General features: G+C 42.3%; 29 protein-coding genes. 18 read left to right on the top strand and 11 right to left on the bottom strand.

The window, feature by feature from the left end:
• Positions 1–58: 58 nt before the first annotated feature.
• Positions 59–1,000 (top strand): glyoxylate/hydroxypyruvate reductase GhrA, encoded by a 942-nt coding sequence (gene ghrA / locus J6836_RS08295; protein ID WP_219248408.1) that lies wholly within the window; start codon positions 59–61, stop codon positions 998–1,000.
• A 144-nt stretch (positions 1,001–1,144) separates the two neighbouring features.
• Entirely contained in the window at positions 1,145–1,696 is a 552-nt protein-coding gene (locus J6836_RS08290) for a TorD/DmsD family molecular chaperone (RefSeq protein ID WP_219248406.1), read from the top strand.
• A gap of 134 nt (positions 1,697–1,830) precedes the next feature.
• On the opposite strand, the gene J6836_RS08285 is transcribed toward J6836_RS08290, so the two are convergent.
• Together J6836_RS08285 and mdtH are read right to left on the bottom strand one after the other, a co-directional pair.
• Entirely contained in the window at positions 1,831–2,391 is a 561-nt protein-coding gene (locus J6836_RS08285) for a lipoprotein (protein WP_206084148.1), read from the bottom strand.
• Positions 2,392–2,429: 38 nt separating this feature from the next.
• A complete protein-coding gene (gene mdtH, locus J6836_RS08280) occupies positions 2,430–3,635 on the bottom strand; it encodes a multidrug efflux MFS transporter MdtH (protein WP_219248404.1) in 1,206 nt (401 codons plus the stop codon).
• 761 nt (positions 3,636–4,396) lie between these two features.
• Here mdtH and rimJ point away from each other — a divergent pair.
• From rimJ to J6836_RS08260, 4 genes are all read left to right on the top strand, one after another.
• Complete coding sequence (rimJ, locus tag J6836_RS08275) at positions 4,397–4,984, top strand: ribosomal protein S5-alanine N-acetyltransferase (protein WP_219248402.1); 588 nt, start codon at positions 4,397–4,399, stop codon at positions 4,982–4,984.
• Positions 4,985–5,067: 83 nt separating this feature from the next.
• Positions 5,068–6,606: a murein biosynthesis integral membrane protein MurJ gene (murJ, locus tag J6836_RS08270; RefSeq protein WP_219248400.1), complete on the top strand. Its 1,539-nt coding sequence runs from the start codon at positions 5,068–5,070 to the stop codon at positions 6,604–6,606.
• Between the two features lie 332 nt (positions 6,607–6,938).
• Positions 6,939–7,175, top strand: a complete 237-nt coding sequence (locus J6836_RS08265) for a hypothetical protein (protein ID WP_219248399.1) — start codon at positions 6,939–6,941, stop codon at positions 7,173–7,175.
• A 52-nt stretch (positions 7,176–7,227) separates the two neighbouring features.
• Positions 7,228–7,800 carry a helix-turn-helix transcriptional regulator gene (locus tag J6836_RS08260; RefSeq protein ID WP_219248397.1) on the top strand — a complete coding sequence of 191 codons (573 nt, stop codon included), beginning with the start codon at positions 7,228–7,230 and terminating at the stop codon, positions 7,798–7,800.
• 19 nt (positions 7,801–7,819) lie between these two features.
• On the opposite strand, the gene argS is transcribed toward J6836_RS08260, so the two are convergent.
• Positions 7,820–9,550 carry an arginine--tRNA ligase gene (argS, locus tag J6836_RS08255; RefSeq protein WP_219248395.1) on the bottom strand — a complete coding sequence of 577 codons (1,731 nt, stop codon included), beginning with the start codon at positions 9,548–9,550 and terminating at the stop codon, positions 7,820–7,822.
• 166 nt (positions 9,551–9,716) lie between these two features.
• Here argS and J6836_RS08250 point away from each other — a divergent pair, with 166 nt between their 5' ends.
• Together J6836_RS08250 and cutC are read left to right on the top strand one after the other, a co-directional pair.
• Positions 9,717–10,271 carry a VOC family protein gene (locus J6836_RS08250; RefSeq protein WP_219248393.1) on the top strand — a complete coding sequence of 185 codons (555 nt, stop codon included), beginning with the start codon at positions 9,717–9,719 and terminating at the stop codon, positions 10,269–10,271.
• A gap of 184 nt (positions 10,272–10,455) precedes the next feature.
• Positions 10,456–11,217, top strand: a complete 762-nt coding sequence (cutC, locus tag J6836_RS08245; RefSeq protein ID WP_219248391.1) for a copper homeostasis protein CutC — start codon at positions 10,456–10,458, stop codon at positions 11,215–11,217.
• A gap of 78 nt (positions 11,218–11,295) precedes the next feature.
• Here the strand turns inward: cutC and cmoB are convergent, their stop codons facing one another.
• The 5 genes from cmoB to J6836_RS08220 all read right to left on the bottom strand — a co-directional run bounded on the left by cmoB (position 11,296) and on the right by J6836_RS08220 (position 14,531).
• Complete coding sequence (gene cmoB, locus J6836_RS08240) at positions 11,296–12,267, bottom strand: tRNA 5-methoxyuridine(34)/uridine 5-oxyacetic acid(34) synthase CmoB (protein WP_219248389.1); 972 nt, start codon at positions 12,265–12,267, stop codon at positions 11,296–11,298.
• A 2-nt stretch (positions 12,268–12,269) separates the two neighbouring features.
• Positions 12,270–13,019, bottom strand: coding sequence for a carboxy-S-adenosyl-L-methionine synthase CmoA (gene cmoA, locus J6836_RS08235; RefSeq protein WP_219248387.1), 750 nt, complete (start codon positions 13,017–13,019; stop codon positions 12,270–12,272).
• Between the two features lie 124 nt (positions 13,020–13,143).
• Positions 13,144–13,542 carry an MAPEG family protein gene (locus J6836_RS08230; RefSeq protein WP_219248386.1) on the bottom strand — a complete coding sequence of 133 codons (399 nt, stop codon included), beginning with the start codon at positions 13,540–13,542 and terminating at the stop codon, positions 13,144–13,146.
• Positions 13,543–13,691: 149 nt separating this feature from the next.
• Complete coding sequence (locus tag J6836_RS08225) at positions 13,692–14,096, bottom strand: NUDIX hydrolase (RefSeq protein ID WP_219248384.1); 405 nt, start codon at positions 14,094–14,096, stop codon at positions 13,692–13,694.
• Between the two features lie 111 nt (positions 14,097–14,207).
• On the bottom strand, positions 14,208–14,531 hold the full coding sequence (locus tag J6836_RS08220; protein ID WP_219248382.1) for a DUF4377 domain-containing protein: 324 nt from the start codon (positions 14,529–14,531) through the stop codon (positions 14,208–14,210).
• Positions 14,532–15,048: 517 nt separating this feature from the next.
• On the opposite strand from J6836_RS08220, the gene aspS reads away from it, so the two are divergent.
• The 6 genes from aspS to ruvB all read left to right on the top strand — a co-directional run bounded on the left by aspS (position 15,049) and on the right by ruvB (position 20,572).
• On the top strand, positions 15,049–16,818 hold the full coding sequence (gene aspS, locus J6836_RS08215) for an aspartate--tRNA ligase (protein ID WP_219248380.1): 1,770 nt from the start codon (positions 15,049–15,051) through the stop codon (positions 16,816–16,818).
• Between the two features lie 8 nt (positions 16,819–16,826).
• Positions 16,827–17,258, top strand: coding sequence for a dihydroneopterin triphosphate diphosphatase (gene nudB, locus J6836_RS08210; RefSeq protein ID WP_219248378.1), 432 nt, complete (start codon positions 16,827–16,829; stop codon positions 17,256–17,258).
• Positions 17,259–17,288: 30 nt separating this feature from the next.
• A complete protein-coding gene (locus J6836_RS08205; protein WP_210835615.1) occupies positions 17,289–18,032 on the top strand; it encodes a YebC/PmpR family DNA-binding transcriptional regulator in 744 nt (247 codons plus the stop codon).
• Positions 18,033–18,264: 232 nt separating this feature from the next.
• Positions 18,265–18,786 (top strand): crossover junction endodeoxyribonuclease RuvC, encoded by a 522-nt coding sequence (ruvC, locus tag J6836_RS08200; protein ID WP_206084169.1) that lies wholly within the window; start codon positions 18,265–18,267, stop codon positions 18,784–18,786.
• 141 nt (positions 18,787–18,927) lie between these two features.
• On the top strand, positions 18,928–19,545 hold the full coding sequence (gene ruvA / locus J6836_RS08195) for a Holliday junction branch migration protein RuvA (RefSeq protein ID WP_219248376.1): 618 nt from the start codon (positions 18,928–18,930) through the stop codon (positions 19,543–19,545).
• A 16-nt stretch (positions 19,546–19,561) separates the two neighbouring features.
• Entirely contained in the window at positions 19,562–20,572 is a 1,011-nt protein-coding gene (ruvB, locus tag J6836_RS08190) for a Holliday junction branch migration DNA helicase RuvB (RefSeq protein WP_219248374.1), read from the top strand.
• A gap of 59 nt (positions 20,573–20,631) precedes the next feature.
• On the opposite strand, the gene J6836_RS08185 is transcribed toward ruvB, so the two are convergent.
• From J6836_RS08185 to znuC, 3 genes are all read right to left on the bottom strand, one after another.
• Positions 20,632–21,099: a hypothetical protein gene (locus J6836_RS08185; protein WP_219248372.1), complete on the bottom strand. Its 468-nt coding sequence runs from the start codon at positions 21,097–21,099 to the stop codon at positions 20,632–20,634.
• 144 nt (positions 21,100–21,243) lie between these two features.
• Positions 21,244–22,029: a zinc ABC transporter permease subunit ZnuB gene (gene znuB / locus J6836_RS08180; protein ID WP_219248370.1), complete on the bottom strand. Its 786-nt coding sequence runs from the start codon at positions 22,027–22,029 to the stop codon at positions 21,244–21,246.
• Positions 22,022–22,789, bottom strand: a complete 768-nt coding sequence (znuC, locus tag J6836_RS08175; RefSeq protein WP_219248368.1) for a zinc ABC transporter ATP-binding protein ZnuC — start codon at positions 22,787–22,789, stop codon at positions 22,022–22,024. Before znuC ends, znuB begins: the two co-directional genes overlap by 8 nt.
• Before the next feature lie 76 nt (positions 22,790–22,865).
• Between znuC and znuA the strand changes: the two genes are divergently transcribed.
• From znuA to J6836_RS08155, 4 genes are all read left to right on the top strand, one after another.
• Positions 22,866–23,825, top strand: coding sequence for a zinc ABC transporter substrate-binding protein ZnuA (gene znuA, locus J6836_RS08170; protein ID WP_219248366.1), 960 nt, complete (start codon positions 22,866–22,868; stop codon positions 23,823–23,825).
• A 29-nt stretch (positions 23,826–23,854) separates the two neighbouring features.
• A complete protein-coding gene (mepM, locus tag J6836_RS08165; RefSeq protein ID WP_219249445.1) occupies positions 23,855–25,189 on the top strand; it encodes a murein DD-endopeptidase MepM in 1,335 nt (444 codons plus the stop codon).
• Positions 25,190–25,307: 118 nt separating this feature from the next.
• Positions 25,308–26,282, top strand: coding sequence for a lauroyl-Kdo(2)-lipid IV(A) myristoyltransferase (gene lpxM, locus J6836_RS08160; RefSeq protein ID WP_219248364.1), 975 nt, complete (start codon positions 25,308–25,310; stop codon positions 26,280–26,282).
• A gap of 161 nt (positions 26,283–26,443) precedes the next feature.
• Positions 26,444–26,872 (top strand): DUF7832 domain-containing protein, encoded by a 429-nt coding sequence (locus J6836_RS08155; protein WP_219248362.1) that lies wholly within the window; start codon positions 26,444–26,446, stop codon positions 26,870–26,872.
• Positions 26,873–26,903: the final 31 nt, after the last annotated feature.

The following is a 26,903-nucleotide window of genomic DNA, read 5'->3' as shown; positions in this document are numbered from 1 at the left end:
TGGACTTGAAAATAAACGCCATTGCGCACACTCTGTTAGAAACCTAAGAGGAGTTGCCATGAATATTTTATTTTACCATCCATTCTTTAATTCAGAACAATGGATTGAAGGCATGCGTGCTAGATTACCACAAGCTAATATTCGCCAATGGGAAAAAGGGGATAACCAAAGCGCAGATTACGCCATGGTGTGGCTGCCACCCTATGAATGCCTTGCAGGGCGCAATGATTTAAAAGGTATTTTTGCATTAGGTGCAGGTGTGGATGCTATCTTAAAGCAAGAGCAAGATAAATCAGGAACATTGCCGGCAGGTGTGCCTGTCATGCGCTTAGAAGACACAGGGATGGCGATTCAAATGGAAGAATATGCTTGTGCCAAAGTCCTTGCATACTTTCGTCGTATGGATGAATACCGCCAATTGCAGTCACAGCGCCAATGGAAGCAATTGCCAGCATATCAACACGAAGAGTTTGTGATTGGCGTGATGGGCGCAGGCGCTTTGGGGCAAGCCGTTGCAAAGCGCTTAGTCAGCTTTGGCTTTCATGTTAGAACATGGAGCCGCTCCGAGAAACAAATTCCTGACGTAAAAAGTTATTATGGTAATGATCAGCTGTCTACATTCCTTTCGGGGACTCGTGTGGTCATTAACTTATTGCCAAGCACACCCGAAACGGTGGGGATTTTAAATCATCAACTGTTCAGCCAATTGCAAAAAGGCGCTTATGTGATTAACTTAGCCCGCGGCGCGCACTTAATTGAGCAAGACTTACTTTCCGCGCTGGATGCAGGGCAAATCGCGGGTGCGGCGTTGGATGTATTTGCTAGCGAGCCTCTATCCCAAATGCATCCGTTCTGGACGCATCCGCGTATTGCAATTACGCCACATGTGGCTGCATTTACGCAACCCAAAGAGGCTATGGACATGATAGTCAGTAATATCAAACGTATTGAAGCGGGAGAAGCCCCTGCTGGTGTGGTTGATATGGAACGTGGTTATTAATCACATCTAAAATAATTGCAAGCTACCCGCTTTTTGTTAGCTTGCAATTCTCCTGTGTTTTTCTTCTCTAATACGTTTCCTGTTTTTTCGGTATACTTAGCTTAAGAGCTGAGTCGCAACTGAATATTAAATAGGAAAACCCATATGAACGAATTCTCAATCGTCTGCCGTATTTTAGGGACATTGTTCCAACGCAGCGCTAATGATGACCTCGTCAAACCCCTGATGGAATTGATAGCGCAGGATAAACTGAAAGCGTCTTGGCCACTGGAGCAAGATGAATTATGGGCACGTATGGCGAAAGGGATGGATATCAACGCGATCAGTGCTGACTACCAAGCCATGTTTGTCGGTGAAAACGCGACAGTATCTATGCTGGCCAATGATTATGACGAGGAAGTCACTGAAGCTGAAATTCGTGAGTTTTTAACGGTGAGAGGCATGACCTTGACAGATGCACCAGTGAGCACATTTGGTGCGTTATTACTGGCGGCTTCTTGGTTAGAAGACCAAGCCGCAGAAGATGAAACCGCGGCGCAAGAAGAATTATTTGATAGCTACATTCTTAGTTGGTATGGCGCATTTTTAGGGAAGGTTGAAGCCCATGCCACGACGGCATTTTATCGCACATTAGCCCAAATCGCCCGTGATGCGGTTATTGCACTGCGAGATGAATTAGATTCAGAAGCCGAATAATTTTGACGTTATCACGTTGGATTTGAGCAGGATACTAAACTGTATTGATTAATATTTCTGATTGAATTAAAAAGGCAACGGATTTCCCTGTTGCCTTTAATGCTTTTCTTAATCGAAAAAATTTATGGTGAAAATTAATCCACTAATGGAATGACTAGCTTGCCCGGTTTAATCTCTAGCCCTTTAGCCAGCTTTTTAGCGGTTGCTTCAGCGGCCCCGTTATCTGGATTAAGCACATACACCGGTTGTGTTTCGAAGAAAGTCTCAAGGGAGCTATTGAGATAAGGGATCACGGCTGACATCGCGGTGTCCATATTCTCTGGAGTGACTTTATAGTTGCTGATATTCAGCTCTTTTAAGTAAATAGACCCTGTTTTTGCGTCAAAAATAGGTCGAGCCGTTAAGGTTAAGCTAATTTGCGCTTCTGCTTTACCAATTAATGAGTCTAATTTAACCGTTGCATCCCCATTTAAGGCAATTTTTCCCGGTTCACTACGGCCAATTTCTGATTTTAAATTCGCCAGTTGGATATCGGCGTCAGCAAGCCCAGAGATCCCAACTTTGTGGTCATACTTCACTTTATTAGCAAGGTAACTATTGATTTGTGACTCACTGATACTGAATTCAGATAATTGACTACAGCCCGTTATTAGAGTGATAAAACCAATCATTGTGGCCAATAAAAACTTTTTCATAATGACTCCTTTTACAATAATACCGCTAGTTTAGCGCATTACTGCCCACTCAACATGACTGTTTCAATTTTTTTACGGTTAAATTGCTTATGTAATGCCCACAGCGTGATAAAACCGATGATCCCCAATAAAAACCACGGTAGTTGAGGCATATTCCACTGATGACCAATATCGTACATCCAGCCCCCACCGGTATAGCCGACTGCACCACCTAGGGCAAGGCCGAGACGGCTAAAACCCATATAACTGCCGCGTGCGCGAGGGTCGGCAAGTGACGCGCTCAGCGTTTCCCTTGCTGGGTCGGCCGTTACCGTGCCTAAATAGAATAAGCAAATTAGTCCAAATAACATATTCAGTGAAGTTGTCATTCCTATCGGGAACATGCTTAAACTCATTAAAAATAGACCCGCCATCAACCGTTGTTCAAGGCGAAAATGTTTTTCGCTCCAGCGCGCAATAGGGTAAAGCAAAGTGAGGGAAATGGCAGCTTCGATGGCATACATCCATTTCACCGCCGTTGGTGTTCCCGCTAACTCATTGACGACAATTGGGAACATCAACATCACTTGAACGGAAAGCATAAAGTAACCCGCTAATGTCACAACATAGGTGACAAAGCGTTTGTCCTTTAAGACGCGGTTCATGCCTTCTTTAATTGGCGTTCTCACTGTTGAGATCCGGTAAGCGGGGAGTAGCCATGCATTACAGATAGCGGCAATGATAAATACAGCGGCGCCAGCCCAGCAGACATAGTGGAAGTCATATTGCAGCAGCCAACTACCAATTAGGGCACCAATAACAGCACCAGCGCTGTCTTGCATCAATAAAAGTGAGTAGAAACGGCCACGTTCATAAGGGCGGGTAAGTTTGATAACTAGCGCCGTTCTGGGGGGATCAAATAGTGTGCCACCAAGAGCTGAAAGCACACAAGATAACCATAATACCCAAGGGTCGTAGGCAACCGCCATGACAGCAAAACCGCTTGCACGCAAAAGCATCCCAATAACAATCATAGGTTTAGCACCAAATCGGTCAGCAATAGCGCCACCAAAAATGCCTAAACCCTGTTGAACAAATTGCCGTAGGCCCAATGCGAAACCTACCACGACGGCGGCCCAACCAAGTTGGTCAACAAATCGGATTGAAATCAAAGGAAAAACGACAAAAAAGCCGAGGACAACCAACATGTTGTCGAGCAAAAGAAAATATTTACCAAGGCTTCTTGCCCGTGACACCTGCGCCATGACACACCATTAAAAAATCGCTAAGGGGGGAAATGTTCCATAATGTTACTTATCAATAATATCAGTATAATAGCGGTCAATAGATGATATTTTTTTATCGAGGGTATGCTTGATGATCGATGATTTATTTTTATCGATGCAATAGCCGTCATACTTTGCACCGCAGCGTTGTTGGCGACACTTAGCTACCCTAATCACATACTTTTTGTATGCTCATAGGGATAGCTGCGCTTGCCGCCTAGCTGCAATACAAACTATTTAGGCTATTGAATTATCTAAGTCGTCATACTTTGCATCGCAGCGTTGTTAGCGACACTTAGCTACCCTAATCACATACTTTTTGTATGCTCATAGGGATAACTGCGCTTGCCGCCTAGCTGCAATACAAACTATTTAGGCTATTGAATTATCTAAGTCGTCATACTTTGCACCGCAGCGTTGTTGGCGACACTTAGCTACCCTAATCACATACTTTTTGTATGCTCATAGGGATAGCTGCGCTTGCCGCCTAGCTGCAATACAAACTATTTAGGCTATTGAATTATCTAAGTCGTCATACTTTGCACCGCAGCGTTGTTGGCGACACTTAGCTGTCCTGCAAACTTGAATGACTGAAAATGAAAACAAGAAAATTCATCTAACTAAATAGCTGATTTTAGATGCTCATCAGTAATAGAGAGTGCTACACTTTACTGCCTAAGTAACGGATTAATATGCACGGCTAGGAAGCCTAGCTATCTTAAATTAATTAAGGGTTAACGATGTTTGGTTATCGCTCAAATGTACCCAAGGTACGCCTGCTCACTGATAGAATGATGATTCGTTTGACTTATGAGCGAGATAATTACCGCCTAGCTGACTATTACAGTTTGAATAAAGACTTTCTTATTCCTTGGGAACCAACTCGTGATAATTCCCATTATCAGCCCGCGGGTTGGCAAAATCGTTTGCAAGTGATGAATGAAATGCACCGCGAAGGTAGCGCTTATCATTTTCTTCTATTAGATAAAGAAGAAAACGAGGTGATGGGTGTGGCAAATTTCAGTAATGTCCTGCGTGGCTCTTTCCATGCGTGTTATTTAGGGTATTCACTGGGCGAAAAATGGCAAGGGCAAGGCTTAATGTTTGAAGCACTAACCCAAGCAACTCGCTATATGCAACAACATCAAAAAATGCACCGCATCATGGCGAATTATATGCCTCATAATATGCGTAGCGGAAATCTGTTGACCAAGCTTGGGTTTGAGCGCGAAGGTTACGCAAGGCAGTATCTGCAAATCAATGGCGAGTGGCGTGACCATGTATTAACTGCACTGACGGATAATTCTTGGGCAACGAATAAAGCGTAAACTCTTAATTTACTTTTCAATCGTAGTCAGTAGCAGCTCACACTGTTAAACTGGTGCGATTGTTTACTTTTAGTCTATCAATCATGAATTTATTAAAATCGCTGGCGGCAGTAAGCTCAATGACCATGATGTCTCGGGTATTGGGCTTTATTCGCGATGCCATCATTGCTCGGGTATTTGGTGCCGGCGCCGCTGCCGATGCCTTTTTTGTGGCGTTTAAACTGCCAAACTTGTTACGCCGAATTTTTGCAGAAGGGGCTTTTTCTCAAGCGTTTGTCCCCATATTAGCGGAATATAAAAACCAACAAGGTGAAGAAGCCACTCGCACGTTTGTTGCTTATATTGCGGGGATGCTAACCCTCGCTTTAGCAATAGTTACTGTGCTGGGTATGATTGCGGCCCCTTGGATTATCTATGTAACGGCTCCTGGCTTTACGGATGATGCAGATAAATTTGTCTTAACAACTGACCTTCTGCGAGTCACATTTCCTTATATTTTTCTGATCTCACTCGCTTCCCTTGCTGGGGCAATCCTCAATACGTGGAACCGTTTCTCAGTACCTGCGTTTGCTCCCACATTACTGAATGTGAGTATGATCATTTTTGCTGCCTTTGCAGCGCCGTACTTTGATCCGCCAATTATGTCACTGGCGTGGGCGGTGTTAGTGGGAGGCGTACTGCAATTGGTGTATCAGCTTCCTCATTTGAAGAAAATTGGTATGTTAGTGCTGCCGCGCCTTTCGTTTCGCGATAGCGGAGTTTGGCGCGTAATGAAAATGATGGGGCCTGCGATTATCGGGGTGTCAGTCGCACAAATCTCATTAATTATTAACACGATATTCGCTTCGTTCTTGCAATCAGGGTCTGTTTCGTGGATGTATTATGCGGATCGATTGATGGAGTTACCCTCTGGTGTGCTTGGCGTAGCCTTGGGAACGATTTTACTACCCTCCCTCGCAAAAAGTTTTACGAGCGGAAACCAGAATGAATATCGTCAATTAATGGATTGGGGATTACGTCTTTGTCTGTTATTAGCCTTACCGTGTGCCCTTGGTTTAGCCATTTTATCTGAAGCATTAACTGTTTCGTTATTTCAGTATGGTAACTTTACAGCTCATGACTCGCTAATGACACAATATGCATTGATTGCCTACTGCGTGGGTCTAACGGGTATGATTTTAGTGAAGATTTTAGCGCCAGGCTTCTATTCCCGCCAAGATATCCGTACACCGGTTAAAATTGCGATTGTGACCTTAATTTTGACGCAAATAATGAACTTAGTCTTTATCGGGCCTTTGCAGCACGCGGGCTTAGCATTATCTATTGGCCTAGCGGCCTGTTTTAATGCGGGTGTTCTGTATTGGCAATTACGTAAACAAGATATTTTTCAACCACTCACGGGTTGGAAAGGATTCCTATTTAAATTACTCATCGCGTTAGTGGTGATGGGAGCTGTGTTGTTTGGTTTGTTGTACTTTATGCCATCTTGGCAAGAGGGCAATATGCTGATGCGTATGCTGCGTTTAATTGGTGTGGTGGTGGTTGGTGCAGGAAGCTATTTTGTTGCTTTATATGTGCTGGGCTTCCGACCACGTGATTTTATGAAAAGAAGCATCGCGTAACATGCTGAAGGTACGTTAATTTAATGAAAGCCCATTAATTTGGGCTTTTTTGTCTCGAAATTCTACCGTTTTAAACCTCATTGTATTTTCTATCCATTTTCAATCTTTTCGTCTCTTTTAATAATGACTAAATAAATAATGTCATAATTATTTTATGATATATCAAGTAATTGTTTTCATTAATAAAAATGAAATTCATTGTTTGTTTTAGGGTATATTTAATGCGCGCTTGTTTTTTTATCAATAAAGCGTAGGAGGCCACTAGAAATCGGCACAAATAGAGTGTTGACTAGTGTCAACGTATGTGGTTATAGTGTATTTATCGGAGGGCGATGAAAAAACATCCGAATAAGCATATTCAAGCAGCCATTGAATATGCGATTGCTAATGGCTGGTTTTGGGTGAGTGCAGGGAGTTCATCACATACATTTTGTAAATTACGTTGTGGTAATGCTGTCGAGGAGCACAAAACACATATGATGAGCGTTTGGTCAACACCAAGAGTGATGGAAAACCATGCCAAGCAGATCATCCGGAAAGTGGATCACTGTATTGCACTTTTGAAATAATTATAGCGGCTTAGGCCGCTTATTAGATGAAGAAACAGAATAAGGAGCTTTGATGGCGCAACACACATTCACATTAACACTTTCTGGGGTAACGGTAGATACAGTGGGCTTAGAGGATGCCTTATTTGCAGCAGGTTGTGATGATGCCTTGGTTTGCTACTATGGTAAGTCTGTTTATTTAGAGTTTGATAGAGAGGCGAGTTCACTAGATGCGGCTATTGAAGCGGCAATTGCTGATATTGAGAGTGCAGAAATTCCAATGCAAGTGGCGTCAGTAGATAGTACGTTGGTTGGTTTAAGTGATATTGCAGAGTTAGCAGGTTTAACACGCCAAGCTGTTGCATTATTAAAAGATGGAACGAGAGGCAAAGGCAATTTTCCAGCTCCAGTGCAACGTTTAAGTGGCAACTCACCCTTGTGGGATTGGGCTCGGGTAGCAACGTGGCTAAAAGATAATAATCGTTTAGGGCATGCCCCTGAACTTTGTGAAAAAGCAAGAACATTGTGTAAGTGGAACTTAGTTTTACAAAATTGCGCAAATGAAAACGTTGAAGAAATACAGATTTTGACGCAAAAATTACTTGCACAGCGTAAAGAAAAACAGCCCGCCGAAGCGAGCTGTTAATTAAATAACGCGAGAATAATTACATTCTTTCGACAGTTTCGATACCTAAAGTATCTAAACCTGTTTTTAAGGTTCTTTGCGTTAATGCGGCTAATTTTAAGCGGCTTTGGCGTACGGCTTCATCTTCTGTCGATAAAATCGGGCAATGTTCGTAGAAACCGGAGAATAAACCTGCCAGCTCGTATAGATAAGCACACATAACATGTGGAGTTCCATCACGCGCAACAGTGAGAATGGTTTCTTCAAACTGCAATAAACGTGTTGCCAGCGCGATTTCACGTGGGTCTTGCAGTAAGATTGGTAACGTGAGATCTGCTTGCGTTAAGTTGGCTTTTTTGAAGATAGAGGCAACACGGGTATACGCATATTGCATATAAGGTGCGGTATTACCTTCGAAGGCTAACATGTTATCCCAATCAAAAATGTAGTCCGTGGTTCTGTTTTTTGATAGGTCTGCATATTTCACTGCGCCGATACCAACAACATTTGCCACATTCTGTAACTCATCTTCTGGCATGTCAGGGTTTTTCTCGCGGATCAGTGCTTGAGCACGTTCAACAGCTTCATCTAACAAATCAGATAGGCGAACAGTGCCACCAGTACGGGTTTTAAATGGCTTGCCATCTTTGCCTAACATCATGCCAAACATGTGGTGCTCAAGTGCCATAGACTCAGGGATGTAACCCGCTTTACGGACAATGGTCCAAGCTTGCATCAAGTGTTGGTGCTGACGTGAATCGATATAATACAATGAGCGATCAGCATGAAGTGTTTCATAACGGTATTTCGCACAAGCGATGTCAGTCGTGGTGTATAAGAAGCCGCCGTCTTTCTTCTGGACAATCACGCCCATCGGCTCGCCTTCTTTATTTTTAAATTCATCAAGGAAAACGACCGTAGCGCCTTCACTTTCAACAGCTAACCCTTTGGCTTTTAAATCCGCAACAATACCAGGTAACATGCTGTTATATAAGCTTTCACCCATGACATCATCTTCAGTTAATGTCACGTTTAGGCGTTGATAGGTTTCTTGGTTCTGCTTCATTGTGATATCAACGAGCTTGCGCCACATTGCACGGCAGTATTCATCACCGGATTGCAGTTTTACAACATAGCCACGCGCGCGCACTGCGAATTCTTCATCTTCGTCATAGTGTTTTTTGGCTTCGCGATAAAACTCTTCCAGATCAGCCAACGCCATATCATTGGCATTTTCATTTTGCACTTTTTCAAGATAGGCAATTAACATGCCGAACTGGGTTCCCCAGTCGCCAACATGGTTAGCGCGGATCACACGGTGACCGATAAACTCTTGAGTACGCGCTGCCGCGTCACCAATAATGGTTGAACGCAGGTGACCTACGTGCATCTGTTTTGCTACGTTAGGCGCGGAATAGTCGATAACGATAGTTTCGGCTTTCACGGGGGCAAGGCCTAAACGTTGTGATGCAAGGGCGTCTTCAACGTGTTTTTCAATCCAAGAAGGTTCAAGGAAGATATTAATAAAGCCAGGCCCTGCAATTTCGACTTTGCTGGCAATGCCGTCTAAATCTAAGTGAGTGAGGATTTGTTCAGCGAGTTGTCGTGGTGGCATCCCCAGTTTTTTAGCCGCGCCCATCACGCCATTGGCTTGATAATCACCAAACTGTGCTTTAGCGGATTGACGCACGAGCGCATCGCTGTCTGCTGGAGCACCCGCTGCAAGCATTGCAGCACTAATTTTATCTGAAAGAATCGCCTGAATATTCACTGAATTACCTTAAATTACCAACATAGTTACCACATTGTGCCATCACATGGGAAGAACTAAAAGGTGGAAGAGAAAAATCGGCAGGTTTTATACCATATTTTGGGGGAGTCATGCTACAGTCAGCGCCATTGTTTAGCGGATTAGTAGATAAAAAGAGGTTTTTGTTGTGCTGCCATTTTGTGAAGTTCCACAATTAAATGATTTATGGGAAGACTTACCTAAATTTGCCGACCAATTACAAGCAATGGCGCAACAGCTTGATTTGTCACTAACAGATTATGTTATTGACCATATTTCAATGCGTTGCCATCACCTTGAAACAGCCTTGCGTTGGCATGAGGGGTTGCTGCAATGTGGGCAGCTTATTTCCGATAATATTATTAATGGTAGGCCAATCCGCTTGTATGAGATTGATAAACCTCTGCAAATTGCAGGGCAGGATGTGTTTATCATCGAGCTACCATTCCCAAAAGACAAAAAATACCCACAAGAAAGCTGGGAACATATTGAAATGGTGATTGATGTACCGCCAATTGAACTGGAGAAAACCGCGCGAGCTTTGTTACCTAAGGAGCTACCGGTAGGTTTTAGCATAAAAGTAAGTCAACCTAAAGGTCAGCAAGAACGGTTGCCTAATCCAACATTGGCAGTATCAAATGGCAATATAACCGTTAAATACCATCCATTTTCGCTAAAAAAGATAATTGAAAGTGAAAAATAAGTGATGCAATTAACGTTATTGATCAATAATGCCAGTGTTTTTTTCGGGGTGTGATATCCATCCGATAACATTTTTTAATAAATGGCATTATTCGAAACGGAATCAACAATACATATTCTGCCCCTAACTATTTGTATTAGGGAAATTTAAAGCATGGGCTTTATTACCACAGTTGGAGGTAATCATGGCAAAACTGGAAATTTGCTGTTTCGGAATTGAATGTGCTCAAGTAGCGCAAGAATACGGAGCTGATCGTATCGAATTATGCTCTGGTGCCGCAGATGGCGGTTTAACACCAAGCTACGGCTATCTGAAATTAGCAAGGGAAAAGCTTCACATTCCAGTTCATCCTATTATTCGTCCTCGTGGTGGTGATTTTTGCTATAACGTCAGTGAGTTTGACGTTATTCGTGAAGATTTAATCATGATTAAGGAAATGGGGTTTCCGGGGGCTGTCATCGGTATTCTTGATAGCGAAGGGCGCATTGATATTAACCGTATGCATGGGTTGATGGAAATCGCTAAAGGAATGAATATCACTTTCCACCGCGCATTTGATATGTGCATTAACCCACTCCTTGCCTTAGAGCAACTAAATGAATTGGGTGTGGCACGAATTCTCACATCAGGCCAACAGCAAAGTGCTGAATTAGGTTTGCCGTTATTGAAAGAATTGCACGAAAAAAGCCAAGAAATCAACGGCCCGAAAATTATGGCGGGGGCTGGGGTTCGTTTAGCCAATTTAAGCAAATTTATGGAGATTGGGCTTGCAGAAGTCCATAGCTCAGCGGGCAAAACAGTACCTTCAACTATGAACTACCGCAAAGTTGGTGTAACGATGGCGTCTAACAGCGAAACGGATGAGTTCACACATTATTGTGTTGATGGGCCGACAGTGGAAGCCATGAAAGACTTTATTTCTATCACGGAAAAAGTCATAGCTTAAACTATTCACCTAGTTAACTGTGATGGCGGCGCGATTAAAATATGTGCCTACGGCTTACACCGATAGGCACATTATTTGTTATGGCTTACGTGCAACTAAAATGGCGCGTAATGGGGCAGGGTAGCCTTCAATGGTTTTAGTTTGATCGTTCGGGTCTAAAAATTCGGCGAGAGAGTCTGTTTTCATCCATGGCGTTCGGCGTTGTTCTTCTAACGAGGTTACCGCTTGGTCAACAATACGCACATCCACAAAACCGCATTTTTCTAACCACACTTTAAGCATTTTAGCGGAAGGAATAAAATAGACGTTACGCATTTGGGCGTAGCGGTCACCAGGGATAAGGCATTGAAATTCATCACCTTCAACCACTAAACTTTCGAGCACTAATTCACCTTCACTCACTAACTGGTTTTTCAATTGCCATAAGTGATCAAGTGGGGAACGACGGTGATACAGAACCCCCATGGAGAATACGGTATCAAAGGCTTTTAACTCAGGAAGTTGTTCAATACCAAGGGGTAATAAATGCGCCCGTTGGTCATCACCCAATAACTTTCTTACCGCTTCAAATTGGCATAAAAAAAGCTCTGTAGGGTCAATGCCGACAACAAATTTGGCTTCTTGCCCTAACATACGCCACATGTGGTAGCCACTACCACAGCCAACATCTAACACATATCGGTCTTTTAGTGATGAAATATGCGGTAAAACGCGATCCCATTTCCAATCGGAACGCCATTCGGTATCAATATTGACGCCATAAAGGGAAAATGGGCCTTTACGCCATGGCATTAATTGCTCAAGGATATTATTCAAACGGCGTGTTTCGCCAGAGGTAAGCTCAGGCTCGCGAGTTGCGGTCACGCTATTGACTAAGTCCAGCTGAGTTGGGTGCATGATAGGCAAATTATCGAGCATTTTTTCCCACGAGGAAAAACCACCGTGTAAACCTTGTTTTTTCCACTCAGTTAACTGCGCAGGTAATGTTTCTAACCAATGGCTTAATGGGCCAACGGCAATTTGTTGGTAAAAACGACCGAAATCAATCATCTTTAAGCCTCTTTAAGCGCTAACAGTGAGCCGAAATTAAAACATTGGAACCATACTTCGCAGTGGCTAAACCCAACCTGTTTTAGGCGTGCTTTGTGTGCTTCAACGGAGTCAGTCAACATCACGTTTTCTAACATGCTGCGTTTTTGGCTGATTTCGAGCTCGCTATAGCCATTTGCACGCTTGAAATCATGGTGCATATTGAACAGTAATTCACCAATTTCGTTATCTTCAAAATTAAATTTTTCGGAAAGCACTAAAATGCCACCAGGTTGTAACCCACGATAAATTTTTTCGAGTAATAACAGACGGTCATTTGGGTTGAGAAACTGCAAAGTAAAATTGAGCACAACCATTGATGCATTTTCAATATTTACATCACGAATATCCCCTTCGATAACCTCAACAGGGGTTTCTGCACGGTAGGCATCAATATGACGGCGGCATCGTTCCACCATTGCGGGGGAGTTATCGATAGCAATAATTTTACTATTTTCAACGGCAATATTGCGTCGAATTGAAAGCGTTGCCGCACCCAATGAGCATCCCAAATCATAGACGTGGCTATTTGGCTTCACAAAACGGCCAGCAAGCATACCAATCATGGTAATAATATTGGAATAACCCGGCACAGATCGCTGGATCATATCGGGGAAAACTTCGGCAACTTTTTCATCAAATTGCCAATCACCAAGGTTAGCAATCGGCGCGGAAAAAAGACTGTCTTTATGGTTAGGATCCTGACTTGACATAAGTTCTGTATTAATAAGCAAACAAAAGTAGTGGGGGATTGTACCAGAAAGGCGGCGTAGTGAAAATCAATCCATTGAGAATGAAATAATGAGGCGGCACATTAAGTTGTGCCGTAGAAAGCGGTTAAAGATTGAATGACACGATTTGAAGCCACGGTAGGTAATAAGTATTGGCGATAACCATTAATGCCATCGAAAGATAAGTGGCAACCATACCCGAGCGGCGATAAGAATAATCATGATTTTTTAAACCATAAGAATGAAGTAGTCGACCAGCAATCAAAATTATGCCACAAATGTGGATCATCCAAACTTGCGCACCGTTCATCTCCATTAAAAGCAATAAAATAAGGGAAATAGGAATGTATTCAATGGCATTACCATGAACACGGATTGCTGTTTGTAGTTCATAAAAACCGCCATCACCATAGGCTATACGGTACTGGTTACGTAGTTTCACAACATTTAAGGATAATCTAAGCAGCAGTAAGGCACCTAGTACAGCGTACAAAGAGCTGACCATTTTTTACTCCACCATAAAACGAATCAAATTATGAAAACACCTAAAAATATAAGTTATAGTAATGGGTATTAACGATATTTTCTAAATTGTAAATCCTAACATGCCGTTCGACAAATGAATTCACAACTTTTTTGAGTAATAACTTAGGGTTATTTGACTAAACCATCTTGTTTTAATTGGGATAGAACAGCGGCGGCGGTTGTGGAGCAGCGCGGCAAATCTTCACTGGTAAACCACGCTAGCTCAGCAATTTCAGCAGCGGGCTGTGGTTCTCCTTGGTAATTTGCAAAGTAACAACGAATACGCACTTGCGTCCCGTCTTGTTTTCCATCAGCTTGCCCCAAAAATTCACCATAAAAACGAATTGTGGCAGTATCTAATTGCAACGTTAATTCTTCTTCAGTCTCGCGATATAAAGCTTGCTCATCGCTTTCACCTTGCTCGCGTTTTCCGCCTGGGATGTAAAACAAGCTTTTATTGTGAGAGCGCACCATGGCAACTTTATTTTCAGACAAAGCAATCAACCCAAGTTTATCAATAATTTTATCACTCATAATTTCGCCACTCTTGTTATTTACGATGGTTATTTGAATCAATCTGGTTGACATAAAATAAAGTCATTAAGCATGTAATAGACCCACTTAATGACTATCAATAATTAAAATTTATTTCTTTTCAACAATCTTTACAAGTTCATAGCGGATGCTTGGCGCATCAGCCGGTGGGTTTGGTACATCAAATTGTTTAACTTGTAAGATATAAGAAAAGCCTGGCTGATATTCAAAACCTTGAATAGAACTGTAGAATAACTGCCAGTCATCATTCGGGTTTTCTTTGATTTTCATACATTTCATTGGGGCAACACCTACACAGTCTGCGAGTGTAGAATCAACATAAAATGTTTTATTGTTATCAATATCTGTGGTTTTCGTGGTTTGGCATCCAACCAGTAACATCAGCATAGATGAAGCAAGTAACAGTTTTTTCATGTGCAATCCTTAAGCGGCAGACGATGATTAATTAGGCTTATTACCTAGTTGACGGGATTATAGCAAACAGAAAAAGGTAACAATTCCTAAATCGACCCAATCATCGAAATGAATACGTTTTTTAGAATAAAAAATAGGGTGAATATCGTACGGCATAAGGTTCGTATTCTTTTTGTACAGCTACAAGTCAATATAGAAATAAACCTCTGTTGCAATATATACATGGCGACTTTAGTCCCTTAAAATCAACTTAACCATATTCTTCATCTGCCCTACTTAGGGGTGATAATTTCATTGAAATTGATTAACCATCGTAAAATTGATGAAAATATGATTAAAAACAAAATGGTTTAGGCGATAAGCGGTATTCGCAACTATTTGTCTAACAGAATTTCCTGTATAATGTCTGCCTTTTTGACATTCTGAATTTTCAGCCCGTGTTTAGCCAATAGGGTTCAGCAAAATGCCAAAATCCCGCAGCAAGCAAAAGCACAACAGCTGAGTAAAAGGATATTGTATGCGTACTAATTATTGTGGGCAGTTAAACATCGCTCACGAAGGCCAACAGGTCACTCTTTGTGGATGGGTAAACCGCCGTCGCGACTTAGGTGGTTTGATTTTTATCGATATGCGCGACCGTGAAGGCATCGTTCAGGTTTTCTTCGATCCAGATCGTAAAGACATATTTGAAAAAGCGTCAGAGCTGCGTAATGAGTTCTGTATCCAAATCACAGGGACAGTACGCGCGCGTCCAGATAGCCAGAAAAATAAAGATATGGCGACTGGGGAAATTGAAATTTTTGCGCAAGAGCTTCACGTGTTCAATAAATCAGAACCGTTGCCACTTGATAGCAACCAAACGAATACTGAAGAACGTCGCTTAAAATACCGCTATTTAGATTTACGTCGCCCAGAGATGTCTGAGCGCTTACGCACTCGTGCGAAAATCACCAGCTTTGTTCGTAATTTCATGGACACAGAAGGTTTCGTTGACGTTGAAACGCCAATGTTAACCAAAGCAACTCCTGAAGGCGCACGTGACTATTTAGTTCCAAGTCGTGTTCATAAAGGTAAATTTTACGCGCTGCCACAATCTCCACAACTGTTTAAACAGTTACTGATGATGTCAGGCTTTGACCGTTATTATCAAATCGTAAAATGCTTCCGTGATGAAGATTTACGTGCTGACCGTCAACCTGAATTTACCCAAATCGACGTTGAAACCTCATTTATGACCGCAGAGCAAGTGCGCGAAATCATGGAACGCATGATCCGCAACTTATGGTTAGATGTGAAAAACGTGGATTTAGGCGACTTCCCAATTATGACGTTCGCAGAAGCCATGCGCCGTTATGGTTCAGATAAACCAGACCTTCGTAACCCAATGGAGCTGGTGGATGTTGCTGATATCGTTAAAGATGTCGAGTTTGCAGTATTCTCTGGTCCTGCGAATGACCCGAAAGGCCGTATTGCAGCATTAAAAGTGCCAGGTGGCGCAGCAATGACTCGTAAACAAATTGACGAATATGGCCAATTTGTGGGTATCTATGGCGCTAAAGGCTTAGCGTGGATGAAAGTCAACGAGCGTGCTAAAGGGTTAGAAGGTATTCAAAGCCCAGTGGCGAAATTCCTCAGTGAAGATGTGATTAACCAACTGTTAGACCGTACTGGTGCAGCAGATGGTGACATCATTTTATTCGGCGCTGGTGCGAAAAATGTCGTTACCGACTCTATGGGCGCACTGCGCTTGAAAGTGGGTCGTGATTTCGAACTGACAAACTTAAATAGTTGGCAGCCACTGTGGGTTATCGACTTCCCAATGTTTGAAGAGGATGGAGAAGGTGGCTTAACAGCGATGCACCATCCATTCACATCACCGAAAGATTTCTCACCAGAAGAACTGGCAAGCAAACCTGAAGATGCGGTTGCTAATGCTTACGATATGGTGATCAATGGTTATGAAGTAGGTGGCGGCTCAGTGCGTATTCACCGCAATGAAATGCAACAAACCGTGTTTAGCATTTTAGGTATTAATGAAGAAGACCAACGTGAGAAATTTGGCTTCTTATTAGATGCACTGAAATACGGTACACCACCACATGCAGGTTTAGCATTTGGCCTTGACCGTTTAGTGATGTTGTTAACTGGAACAGATAACATCCGTGATGTTATTGCTTTCCCGAAAACAACCGCTGCGGCATGCTTAATGACCAATGCACCAAGCCATGCAAACCCAGACTCATTAACCGAGCTGGCGATTGCCGTTGTGGCGAAAGACGAAGAGTAAGACGGCGAATGACCGTATTTAAGCGCCCTGAATCGGTATTAGTCATCATTGTGGCTGAAACAAGCGGCCGGGTGCTTATGCTACGGCGTAAAGATGACCCAGACTTTTGGCAGTCCGTGACCGGAAGTCTGGAATCTAACGAAAAACCGTATGAAACTGCGTGTCGTGAAATCAAAGAAGAGACAGGTTTTGACGTCGAACAAAACGAGATACAGGACCTGTTCCATAGCACCATCTTTGAAATTTTTCCGCATTTCAGGCATCGTTATGCACCTGATGTAACACATTGCAAAGAGCATTGGTTTAAAATGGTGCTTGATGAAGAACACATGCCATTACTGACTGAACATACTGAATTTCGTTGGTTAAGCCCAAATGAAGCGGCGAAACTCACTAAATCATGGAGTAACAGTCAGGCTATTTTAGAATTTGCTAATTAATTATTGTATTGACGTTTTTGGAGATATTTCATGGCAGGTCATAGTAAATGGGCCAATACCAAACACCGTAAAGCAGCCCAAGATTCTAAGCGCGGTAAGATTTTCACAAAAATTATTCGTGAGCTCGTCACCGCTGCACGTTTAGGCGGTGGTGATACAGGCACTAACCCACGTTTACGTGCCGCAGTGGACAAAGCATTATCAAATAACATGACTCGCGACACCTTAAACCGTGCAATTGCACGCGGTGTGGGGAATGATGAAAATGATAATATGGAAACCATCATTTATGAAGGTTATGGCCCTGGCGGTACCGCTGTTATGGTTGAGTGCTTAAGTGACAACCGTAACCGTACCGTATCTGAGGTTCGCCATGCGTTCACTAAAACAGGCGGTAACTTAGGCACTGATGGTTCAGTATCTTATTTATTCACCAAACGTGGTGTTATTACTTATGCACCGGGTGTGGACGAAGATGCATTGATGGAAGCAGCGCTTGAAGCGGGCGCTGATGACGTTGAAACTTATGACGATGGTGCAATTGATGTTTACACCACGTTTGAAACGTTTGGTACCGTTAAAGATGCATTAGACGCTGCTGGTTTTACTAGCGAAGCGGCTGAAGTTTCGATGATCCCATCGATTACCGCAGAACTTGACGCAGAAACAGCTCCAAAATTAATGCGCCTTATCGACATGTTAGAGGACTCTGACGACGTTCAAGAAGTTTACCATAACGGTGATATTTCTGACGAAGTTGCAGCGACACTATAATTAGTGGCGTACTATTTTACATCTGTAATCTAGTCCCTCCGCGTAGAGAAAGCGGGCTGACGCAGCCTGTTTTCTCTAACGCCTTTGTTTTTTCTTCTTCTATACTTTTTGTATATCCTTTGCTTAACACGAAGAATCAAATAGCTATTTAATTGAAATAGATAGTATTATGCTGCTAAGTAATATTATGAATAACGAGCAATAAATATTAAGAGGCATAAATCGATTCTTTATGGCAATTATATTAGGAATTGACCCCGGTTCTCGCGTCACCGGTTATGGCGTCATTCGCCAACAAGGCAGACAACTACTGTATCTAGGCAGTGGCTGTATTCGCACACAAGTTGATGATTTACCAAGTCGTCTGCAACGCATTTATGCGGGTGTCTCGGAAATTATCACCCAATACCAGCCAGATGTTCTTTCAATCGAACAAGTTTTTATGGCAAAAAACCCAGATTCAGCGCTCAAATTAGGCCAAGCTCGCGGGGTGGCGATTGTCGCAGCAGCAAATTTAAGTATTCCTGTATTTGAATATGCGGCTCGCCAAGTGAAACAAACGGTTGTTGGCACTGGAGCGGCTGAAAAAAGCCAAGTACAACATATGGTTAAATCAATTCTTAAACTATCCGCTAACCCGCAGTCAGACGCTGCGGATGCATTGGCGATTGCGATTACTCATTGCCACTTCAATCAGAACTTATTAAAAGTGGGTGATCCACGTTTGGTCTTAACGCGTGGGCGGCTAAGGTAAAAGTTTGTCCGAAAGCGTAGGGTGTGAAAACAAATAGCTTGCAACTGGATATGCATCCAGCCTTTTTTGTGGTATAAACAGCACTATTAATAACGTTTGACTAAACAGATTTCGGCTTAGGCCATAATAGAGGAATTCAATGTGATTGGTCGTTTACGTGGCATCGTATTAGAAAAGCAACCACCAATAGTTTTATTAGAACTGCAAGGCGTAGGTTATGAAGTCCATATGCCTATGACGTGTTTCTATGAATTACCTGATATTGGCCAAGAAGCCATTGTTTTCACACATTTTGTTGTACGCGAAGATGCCCAATTACTGTATGGTTTTAACGATAAGCAAGAAAGAGCGCTGTTTAAAGAATTAATTAAAGTTAATGGTGTTGGGCCAAAGCTTGCATTAGCCATTTTGTCTGGTATGTCTGCTCAACAATTTGTCTCTGCTATCGAACAAGAAGCAATTGCCTCATTGGTTAAATTACCTGGGATCGGCAAAAAGACAGCTGAGCGCTTAGTTGTTGAAATGAAAGACCGTTTCAAAGGGTTGAATGGTGACTTATTCAATCAAACTAGCGATATCAACTTACCAGATGTTAATAGCAAAGTGCCTAGCACTGCTGATATTGAAGCAGAAGCGGCGGCTGCATTAATTGCATTGGGCTACAAGCCACAAGAAGCTAGCCGTATGGTGAGCAAAGTCGCGAAACCAGGCAGTGATTCGGAAACATTGATCCGTGATGCCTTACGTGCAGCACTCTGATTAAGAGGCCATTGAGATGATTGAAGCAGATCGCCTAATTACCGCTGAAGTTTTGCAGTCGGATGAAGAAGCCATTGATCGTGCGATCAGGCCGAAACTGCTTAGTGAATATATTGGGCAGCCGCAGGTAAAAGATCAAATGGAGATTTTTATTCAAGCAGCTAAAATGCGGGGTGATGCTCTCGACCATCTGTTGATTTTTGGCCCTCCAGGGTTGGGTAAAACCACGTTAGCTGGGATTGTTGCCAATGAATTAGGTGTAAATTTACGGACAACGTCAGGGCCAGTGCTGGAAAAAGCGGGTGATTTAGCTGCGATGCTAACCAACTTAGAGCCACACGATGTGCTCTTTATTGATGAAATTCACCGCCTCTCACCCGTTGTTGAAGAAATACTGTATCCCGCAATGGAAGACTATCAATTAGATATTATGATTGGTGAAGGGCCTGCTGCACGTTCTATCAAAATTGACCTCCCTCCATTTACCTTAATTGGTGCTACAACACGAGCAGGTTCGCTGACATCGCCATTGCGTGATAGATTCGGGATAGTACAGCGACTCGAGTTTTACCAAGTTGCGGATTTGCAATATATTGTCAAGCGCAGTGCCCAATATATGGGGCTTGATATTACGGAAGAAGGGGCGATGCAAGTCGCAATGCGTTCTCGTGGTACACCACGGATCACAAATCGTCTATTACGGCGTGTACGCGATTTTGCTCAAGTTAAAGGTGATGGTTCAATTGATGGGCTAATTGCAAATCAAGCGTTGGATATGCTCAATGTCGATGCTGCTGGCTTTGATTATCTAGACCGTAAATTACTTGTTGCGATTATCGATAAATTTATGGGTGGGCCTGTTGGTGTTGATAACTTAGCCGCTGCCATTGGCGAAGAACGTGAAACTATTGAAGATGTTTTAGAACCTTATTTAATCCAACAAGGTTTTATTCAGCGTACCCCTCGAGGGCGAATGGCAACAGCGCATGCTTATAACCATTTTGGTTTAACACCAAAAGAGGCTTAGTTGGTAACCCCACCGATTAAAGGTGGGGGAGCTTAAATGTTTAGTGCAAGATTTGGCGACTATCGGGAGTTTGGGTCAGTCGTAAAATCAATATCGATATCATTGCTGTCTTCTGGTATGCCAAAATCCAATATACTGTAGAGATTCAAGTTTGCTTGCGATTTGCACGCTTTTTTACTGATAATTTTATCACCTTTATAAACGATAACGCCCTGATAATACCAACCTTTGCCTTCCCCATCATACAATACATAATTATAGTCACCATTTTGGAAACGAATATAGACAGAGCTTGCACCGCCTATAAACATTCCTTGCCCGACAAAAATATTTTCTTTACCTTTGGCATTAGCGGGTAGGGTGATTTCAGTTTTACCTAATGTTCCATAGCGATAGACGGGCGTTTTACCTTTTTCTACAACAACGCTAACTAATTTGTTATTTTCTAATTGGCATGAATATTCTATTGCGCTTGCCGATGCTGAAAATAATCCGAGAGAGACTAAAAGCGTGAGGGCTTGCTTCATCTTACTATCCTGTAATTTGAATTATTAGTTTTGAGTATGAAAGATGAGCAAAGGAAAAGCTATTTATATTAATTAATTTAATATAAATAAAAATGCCGTTGTTCAAAACAAACAACGGCGTGAGATAAATTTTAGGGTTATCAATTAATTTTTTGCTTTAACTGTTAAGCTGAGTACAAACAGAACAGCAGAAACTAAAACAACAGATGGGCCTGCGGGGGTATCATAAAATGCAGAAAATGCTAACCCGCCCGTGACAGATATCATGCCAAACAATACTGCGATAAAAGCCATTTGCTCTGGTGTACGGGCAAAACGGCGAGCGGTAGCAGCTGGAATAATCAATAGCGAAGTAATAATCAGCGCACCCACAAATTTCATGGCAATACCAATGGTTAATGCAGTCACTAACATCAGTAATAAACGCAGGCGTTGAATATTGATGCCATCAACAAAAGCAAGCTCAGGGCTAACGGTAATAGATAAAAGCGCCCGCCAACGATAAAAAAGCAACCCGCAAACGATAATCACGCCAATAAATATCGTGATAATATCTTCATAGCTAACGGAAAGTAAGTCGCCAAACAAATATGCCATCAGGTCAACACGGACATTTGCCATTAAGCTGACAACCACTAGACCAAGTGATAGTGAGCTATGTGCCATAATTCCAAGTAATGTATCAACAGCGAGTTGTGGGCGTTTTTCGAGCCAAACTAAGATTAAGGCAAGTAAAAGTGTAACAGCAATAACGGCATAGAAAGGGTTGATATTCAGTAATAACCCAAAGGCAACGCCTAATAAAGACGCATGCGCTAAAGTATCGCCAAAATAGGACATGCGGCGCCAAACAACGAAAGAGCCTAAAGGCCCCGCGGCGATCGCAAGTAACATGCCTGCTATCCAGCCAGGTAATAATAACTCAATCATGCTTGCAGTCCTTGCTGTGTTGGTGGCCGTTAATAATATTACCTTCTAAATCATGCTGGTGGTTATGTTGATGGCGATAGACCCCAAGTTGTTGTGCACCACGGTAACCGAACATAGCAACAAATTCAGGGTGATTGGATACGACGTCTGGTGCGCCAGAACAGCAGATATGGCCATTAATACAAAGCACCTTATCTGTTTTTGCCATCACTAAATGCAAGTCGTGGGAAACCATAAGCACAGCGCAACCAAGCTCTGATCTTAATTGGTTAATTAAATCATATAGTGCAACTTGGCCTGTAATATCAACACCTTGTGCTGGTTCATCAAGCACTAAAAGATCTGGTTTATTGAGCAACGCACGTGCTAATAAGACACGCTGTGTTTCACCACCCGATAATTTTTGCATCGGTTGGTTTAGAAGGTGGGTTGCATTAACACGCTCAAGTGCAGGTAATAAATGTTCTTGGCGAACACCCAGTTTAAGTAGCATAAAACGCTTCACCGTTAGGGGGAGCGTGGTATCTAAATGCAGTTTTTGAGGAACATAACCAATAGCAAGTATCGAGGCTCGTTTAATAGAACCTGATGTCGGGGGAAGAAGCCCCAGAACAACACGTACTATGGTTGATTTTCCCGCACCATTTGGGCCTAAAAGCGTTACGATATCGCCTTTATTAAGTTCAAAGGAGACATCTTTGAGAACCTGTTTATCACCAAATGAAACAGAAATTTTATTTAAAGTCAGTAATGGTTGCATATGAAAAACATCTTGCAGAAATCATGTTGTGTTATATTATAACATTTCAAAATTAAAATCACGGAAAAAGACTGCTATGATACATAAATCGAAACACATTGCCCGCAAATTTCTTTTCGGGGCGGTGGCAACCTCCGTATTAAGCGCAACAATGGCATCAACAGCTAATGCAGATGTCGTCACATCAATTCGCCCACTGGCTTTTATTGCATCTGGTATTGCTGATGGCGTGACAGAGACGCAAGTTTTACTGCCAGACGGCTCATCACCCCATGATTACGCATTAAAACCTTCTGATTTGAAAAAAATTAAACAAGCAGACTTATTTGTGTGGGTTGGGCCTGATATGGAAATGTTTTTACAGAAGCCTATCAACACGTTACCTCAGAATAAACGTCTGGCACTAGCGGAACAAGCAAATATCAAATCACTACTTATGGCTGAATCTCATGAAGATGAACATGGCCACGAACACACTGATGAAGCTAATCATGATAAGGATCACGAACATCATCACCATGGTGAGTATAATATGCACATCTGGTTATCCCCAGAGATAGCAAATTTCGCTGCACAGGACATTCACGATCGTTTAGTAGCGCTTTATCCTGAGAAAAAAGATAAGCTAGACGTAAACCTTCGTAAATTCAGAGAAAATATGACGCAAAATGATCAGGAAATTGCTAATATTTTACAGCCAGCTAAAAACAAGGGTTATTTTGTTTTTCACGACGCTTATGGCTACTTTGAAAAACACTATCAGCTCGCCCCTTTAGGGCATTTTACGATAAACCCAGAAATACAGCCTGGTGCGCAGAAATTACATCAAATACGAACTCAATTGGTTGAGCACAAAGCACAATGTGTTTTTGCTGAGCCACAATTCAGGCCTGCTGTGATTGAAAGTGTAGCACGTAATACGGGAGTCAAAATGGGAACTCTCGACCCACTCGGAATTGGGCTGGCACTTGGACCAGATAGCTACATGAAGTTTTTGACACAATTGTCAGAACAATACGCCAGCTGCCTGAATTAAAAATAGAAGGAATTGTTTAAGTGCAGCAAATGGCCAAAGGTCTGGCTCAGGTATATGGTAGCCTGTCTAGAACTCACAAAATTGTATTAAGTACGCTCACAGTCGCTACCATGGCCGTCGCAATTTGGCGGCCAGTACATGTTCCAACCACTTCTGAATATGATGGTACGCCTGATACCATCATTCCTTTAGCTTTATTACCCTCCACTGATGCAACTGACGATATTATTCAAGATAGTAGCGAGCAGCTACCCGATGAAGGCCTTGCCGATACAGATGTAGACGCAGATGCAGACGGTGCAGGGGGAGAGACGGCTCCGCTAGCCCATGAATATGTTGTTGCAAGTGGTGATAACTTAACGACAATTTTAACTCAGTTTGGTATTGAAGCTGGGGATGTTGCAACACTTTCGAATCAACATAAATCACTCAGAAACCTAAAGATTGGTCAAACACTGAATTGGTCTTTGACAGAGCAAGGTGAATTAGAGTCGTTAACATGGGAAGTGAATCGCCGCGAAACACGGGTGTTTAACCGTGTCGGTGAAACTAATAAGTTTGAAGAAGTTAAGCAGATTCGTACAGGTGAATGGACTAACAGTGTCTTAAAAGGCACCGTTGACGGTTCTTTTGCACAAAGCACGAGTAAGGCGGGTTTAACACGTAATGAAGGCCGTGAGGTTATCAAGGCGCTGCAATGGCAAGTTGATTTTCGTAAACTGAAAAAAGGCGATAAATTCAGTGTATTAATGAGCCGTGAAATGCTTAATGGCCGCAGTGAGCAAAGTCAACTTGTTGGCGTACGTTTGCAAACTAATGGCAAAAGTTATTTTGCATTCCGTGCTGAAGATGGCAAATACTACGATAGCGAAGGAAATGGCTTAGAACGTGGTTTCTTGCGTTTCCCAACATCTAAACAATTTAGAGTTTCTTCCCAATTTAATCCTCGTCGTGTTAACCCAGTAACAGGTCGTGTTGCACCACATAAAGGCGTGGACTTTGCAATGCCTGTTGGCACGCCAGTTTTAGCTGTTGGTGATGGCGAAGTGATTGTATCGAAATACAGTGGTGCTGCGGGTAACTTTATTGCTATTCGTCATGGTCGACAATATACGACTCGATATATGCATTTACGTCAATTACTTGTTAAACCAGGTCAAAAGGTCAAACGCGGTGACCGCATCGCATTGTCAGGCAATACAGGGCGTTCGACTGGGCCGCACTTGCATTTTGAAATGTGGGTGAATCAACAAGCGGTTAACCCTTTAACTGCGAAACTACCAAGTTCAGGTGGGTTAACAGGTAAAGAGCGCAAAGAATACTTAGCGTTAGTTAAAGAAACAAAACCTCAACTAAAGCTGTAATACATTGTTCTTCTTCATAACTGGCAGGTACTTGTATCTGCCAGTTTTTTTTGAAATGCTTCCATAAATCATTATTTTAAGCTATAAAAAATATAGCCATTATTCACTTGAGCGTAGTATGAATAAAGATAAAGACACTGACAGTAAAAAAGGCTATGTGCCAACGTTTCACCGTTCTTATTTATTGCCAAAATATTGGGGCGTTTGGTTGGGAGCTGCTGTATTAGCAGGGCTTGCTTATACTCCAGTTAAAGTTCGTGACCCGATGCTGGCTAAAATAGGTAAGTGGGTTGGACGGATAGCGAAAAGTGCCCGTCGCCGTGCAAAAATCAATTTACTTTATTGCTTTCCTGAATATTCAGAGGAACAAAGGGAAGATTTACTTGACCGCATGTTTGAAACAGCACCACAGTCTTTTGTTATGCTTGCGGAGCTGTGCCTTCGTGGAGCCGATAAAACACTAGCACGTACACATTGGCATAATGAAGAAATCATCCAACGGTTAAAAGAGCAACAAAGTAATGTGATTTTTATGGTGCCACATGGCTGGGCGGTGGATGCTCCTGCCATGTTATTAGCAGCAAGAGGCCAGCAAATGGCTGCAATGTTTCATCATCAAAAGAACCCTGTTGCTGATTATCTTTGGAACAAAGCGCGTTATCATTTCGGTGGCCGTCTCCATTCGCGAGAAGCGGGAATTAAGCCATTTATCGCATCTGTCAGACAAGGTTACTGGGGATTTTATCTTCCTGATCAAGATCATGGTGAGGAACACAGTGAGTTTGTTGATTTTTTTGGCACATACAAAGCAACGCTTCCCGCTATTGGCCGCTTAATGAAAGTATGCAAAGCTAAAATCGTACCTTTGTTTCCTGTGTATGATCATAAAACGCATCAATTACACATTTATATCCGTGAGCCAATGGATGATATCGATGGGAAAGATGATGAATATATCGCACGTAGGATGAATGAAGAGCTTGAATACCTTGTTTCACCCAATATTGAACAATATACCTGGATCTTAAAGTTATTGAAAACCCGTAAAGAAGGGGAAATAGAGCCTTATCAACGTAAGGACCTGTATCGATAATTGTGTAAAATAGACGTACGCTAACCACCACTCTACGTGGTGGTCTTCTATTCCAAATAACGAAAATCTGTCACGTTATCTCCGAATTTCCTATCTATTAAATGAATTTAACCCTGTATAGTAATCCTTGTTGATAAATAATAATGAAGGTGTGAAAGGCAATGGCAATTGATCGCATGGATTGGCACTATGGTGGTGATTATCCAGAAGGACTTCCAACTGAAAATGGTGGAACACACATCGGTTTTTACCTTACGTGGATCATTCAAAATGATTTAGTGGGCGAGTTTCACCTTGAAGAGTCAGAGGATGAAATTGCGTTGGTTAAAGCGCGTAAATTGGATGGCCGCGAATTTTTAATTTCTATGTGTGATGAAAAATTTATCAGTGAAGATTTAAACGATGAAGGTAACGAATTCACTGAATTCTATTATGCGGCGGAAGAAGGTGGGTATTTCGATGATTATGAGCGCATTTTGCAAAGTACGCTCCCCACTACATATCATGTCGAAAATAATTGGGAAAATTACGATAAAATCGCTGCGGTGATCAGCGATGCTTATGCAAAATGGAAACAAGCGAAGTCTTGAAGACAGGTATATGATAAAGGCAGCGAATAAC

The organism is Providencia sp. R33 (genome assembly GCF_019343475.1).
Classification (GTDB): Bacteria; Pseudomonadota; Gammaproteobacteria; order Enterobacterales; family Enterobacteriaceae; genus Providencia.
This window is presented reverse-complemented; position numbering and strand designations above follow the sequence as displayed.

What these genes read in the sequence shown, in the direction of transcription:
- ghrA (WP_219248408.1), top strand. Translation starts at nt 59, where the DNA reads ATGAATATTTTATTTTACCATCCATTCTTTAATTCAGAACAATGGATT.
- J6836_RS08290 (WP_219248406.1), top strand. Translation starts at nt 1,145, where the DNA reads ATGAACGAATTCTCAATCGTCTGCCGTATTTTAGGGACATTGTTCCAA.
- J6836_RS08285 (WP_206084148.1), bottom strand. Translation starts at nt 2,391, where the DNA reads ATGAAAAAGTTTTTATTGGCCACAATGATTGGTTTTATCACTCTAATA.
- mdtH (WP_219248404.1), bottom strand. Translation starts at nt 3,635, where the DNA reads ATGGCGCAGGTGTCACGGGCAAGAAGCCTTGGTAAATATTTTCTTTTG.
- rimJ (WP_219248402.1), top strand. Translation starts at nt 4,397, where the DNA reads ATGTTTGGTTATCGCTCAAATGTACCCAAGGTACGCCTGCTCACTGAT.
- murJ (WP_219248400.1), top strand. Translation starts at nt 5,068, where the DNA reads ATGAATTTATTAAAATCGCTGGCGGCAGTAAGCTCAATGACCATGATG.
- J6836_RS08265 (WP_219248399.1), top strand. Translation starts at nt 6,939, where the DNA reads ATGAAAAAACATCCGAATAAGCATATTCAAGCAGCCATTGAATATGCG.
- J6836_RS08260 (WP_219248397.1), top strand. Translation starts at nt 7,228, where the DNA reads ATGGCGCAACACACATTCACATTAACACTTTCTGGGGTAACGGTAGAT.
- cutC (WP_219248391.1), top strand. Translation starts at nt 10,456, where the DNA reads ATGGCAAAACTGGAAATTTGCTGTTTCGGAATTGAATGTGCTCAAGTA.
- cmoB (WP_219248389.1), bottom strand. Translation starts at nt 12,267, where the DNA reads ATGATTGATTTCGGTCGTTTTTACCAACAAATTGCCGTTGGCCCATTA.
- cmoA (WP_219248387.1), bottom strand. Translation starts at nt 13,019, where the DNA reads ATGTCAAGTCAGGATCCTAACCATAAAGACAGTCTTTTTTCCGCGCCG.
- J6836_RS08230 (WP_219248386.1), bottom strand. Translation starts at nt 13,542, where the DNA reads ATGGTCAGCTCTTTGTACGCTGTACTAGGTGCCTTACTGCTGCTTAGA.
- J6836_RS08225 (WP_219248384.1), bottom strand. Translation starts at nt 14,096, where the DNA reads ATGAGTGATAAAATTATTGATAAACTTGGGTTGATTGCTTTGTCTGAA.
- J6836_RS08220 (WP_219248382.1), bottom strand. Translation starts at nt 14,531, where the DNA reads ATGAAAAAACTGTTACTTGCTTCATCTATGCTGATGTTACTGGTTGGA.
- aspS (WP_219248380.1), top strand. Translation starts at nt 15,049, where the DNA reads ATGCGTACTAATTATTGTGGGCAGTTAAACATCGCTCACGAAGGCCAA.
- nudB (WP_219248378.1), top strand. Translation starts at nt 16,827, where the DNA reads ATGACCGTATTTAAGCGCCCTGAATCGGTATTAGTCATCATTGTGGCT.
- J6836_RS08205 (WP_210835615.1), top strand. Translation starts at nt 17,289, where the DNA reads ATGGCAGGTCATAGTAAATGGGCCAATACCAAACACCGTAAAGCAGCC.
- ruvC (WP_206084169.1), top strand. Translation starts at nt 18,265, where the DNA reads ATGGCAATTATATTAGGAATTGACCCCGGTTCTCGCGTCACCGGTTAT.
- ruvB (WP_219248374.1), top strand. Translation starts at nt 19,562, where the DNA reads ATGATTGAAGCAGATCGCCTAATTACCGCTGAAGTTTTGCAGTCGGAT.
- J6836_RS08185 (WP_219248372.1), bottom strand. Translation starts at nt 21,099, where the DNA reads ATGAAGCAAGCCCTCACGCTTTTAGTCTCTCTCGGATTATTTTCAGCA.
- znuB (WP_219248370.1), bottom strand. Translation starts at nt 22,029, where the DNA reads ATGATTGAGTTATTATTACCTGGCTGGATAGCAGGCATGTTACTTGCG.
- znuC (WP_219248368.1), bottom strand. Translation starts at nt 22,789, where the DNA reads ATGCAACCATTACTGACTTTAAATAAAATTTCTGTTTCATTTGGTGAT.
- znuA (WP_219248366.1), top strand. Translation starts at nt 22,866, where the DNA reads ATGATACATAAATCGAAACACATTGCCCGCAAATTTCTTTTCGGGGCG.
- mepM (WP_219249445.1), top strand. Translation starts at nt 23,855, where the DNA reads ATGGCCAAAGGTCTGGCTCAGGTATATGGTAGCCTGTCTAGAACTCAC.
- lpxM (WP_219248364.1), top strand. Translation starts at nt 25,308, where the DNA reads ATGAATAAAGATAAAGACACTGACAGTAAAAAAGGCTATGTGCCAACG.
- J6836_RS08155 (WP_219248362.1), top strand. Translation starts at nt 26,444, where the DNA reads ATGGCAATTGATCGCATGGATTGGCACTATGGTGGTGATTATCCAGAA.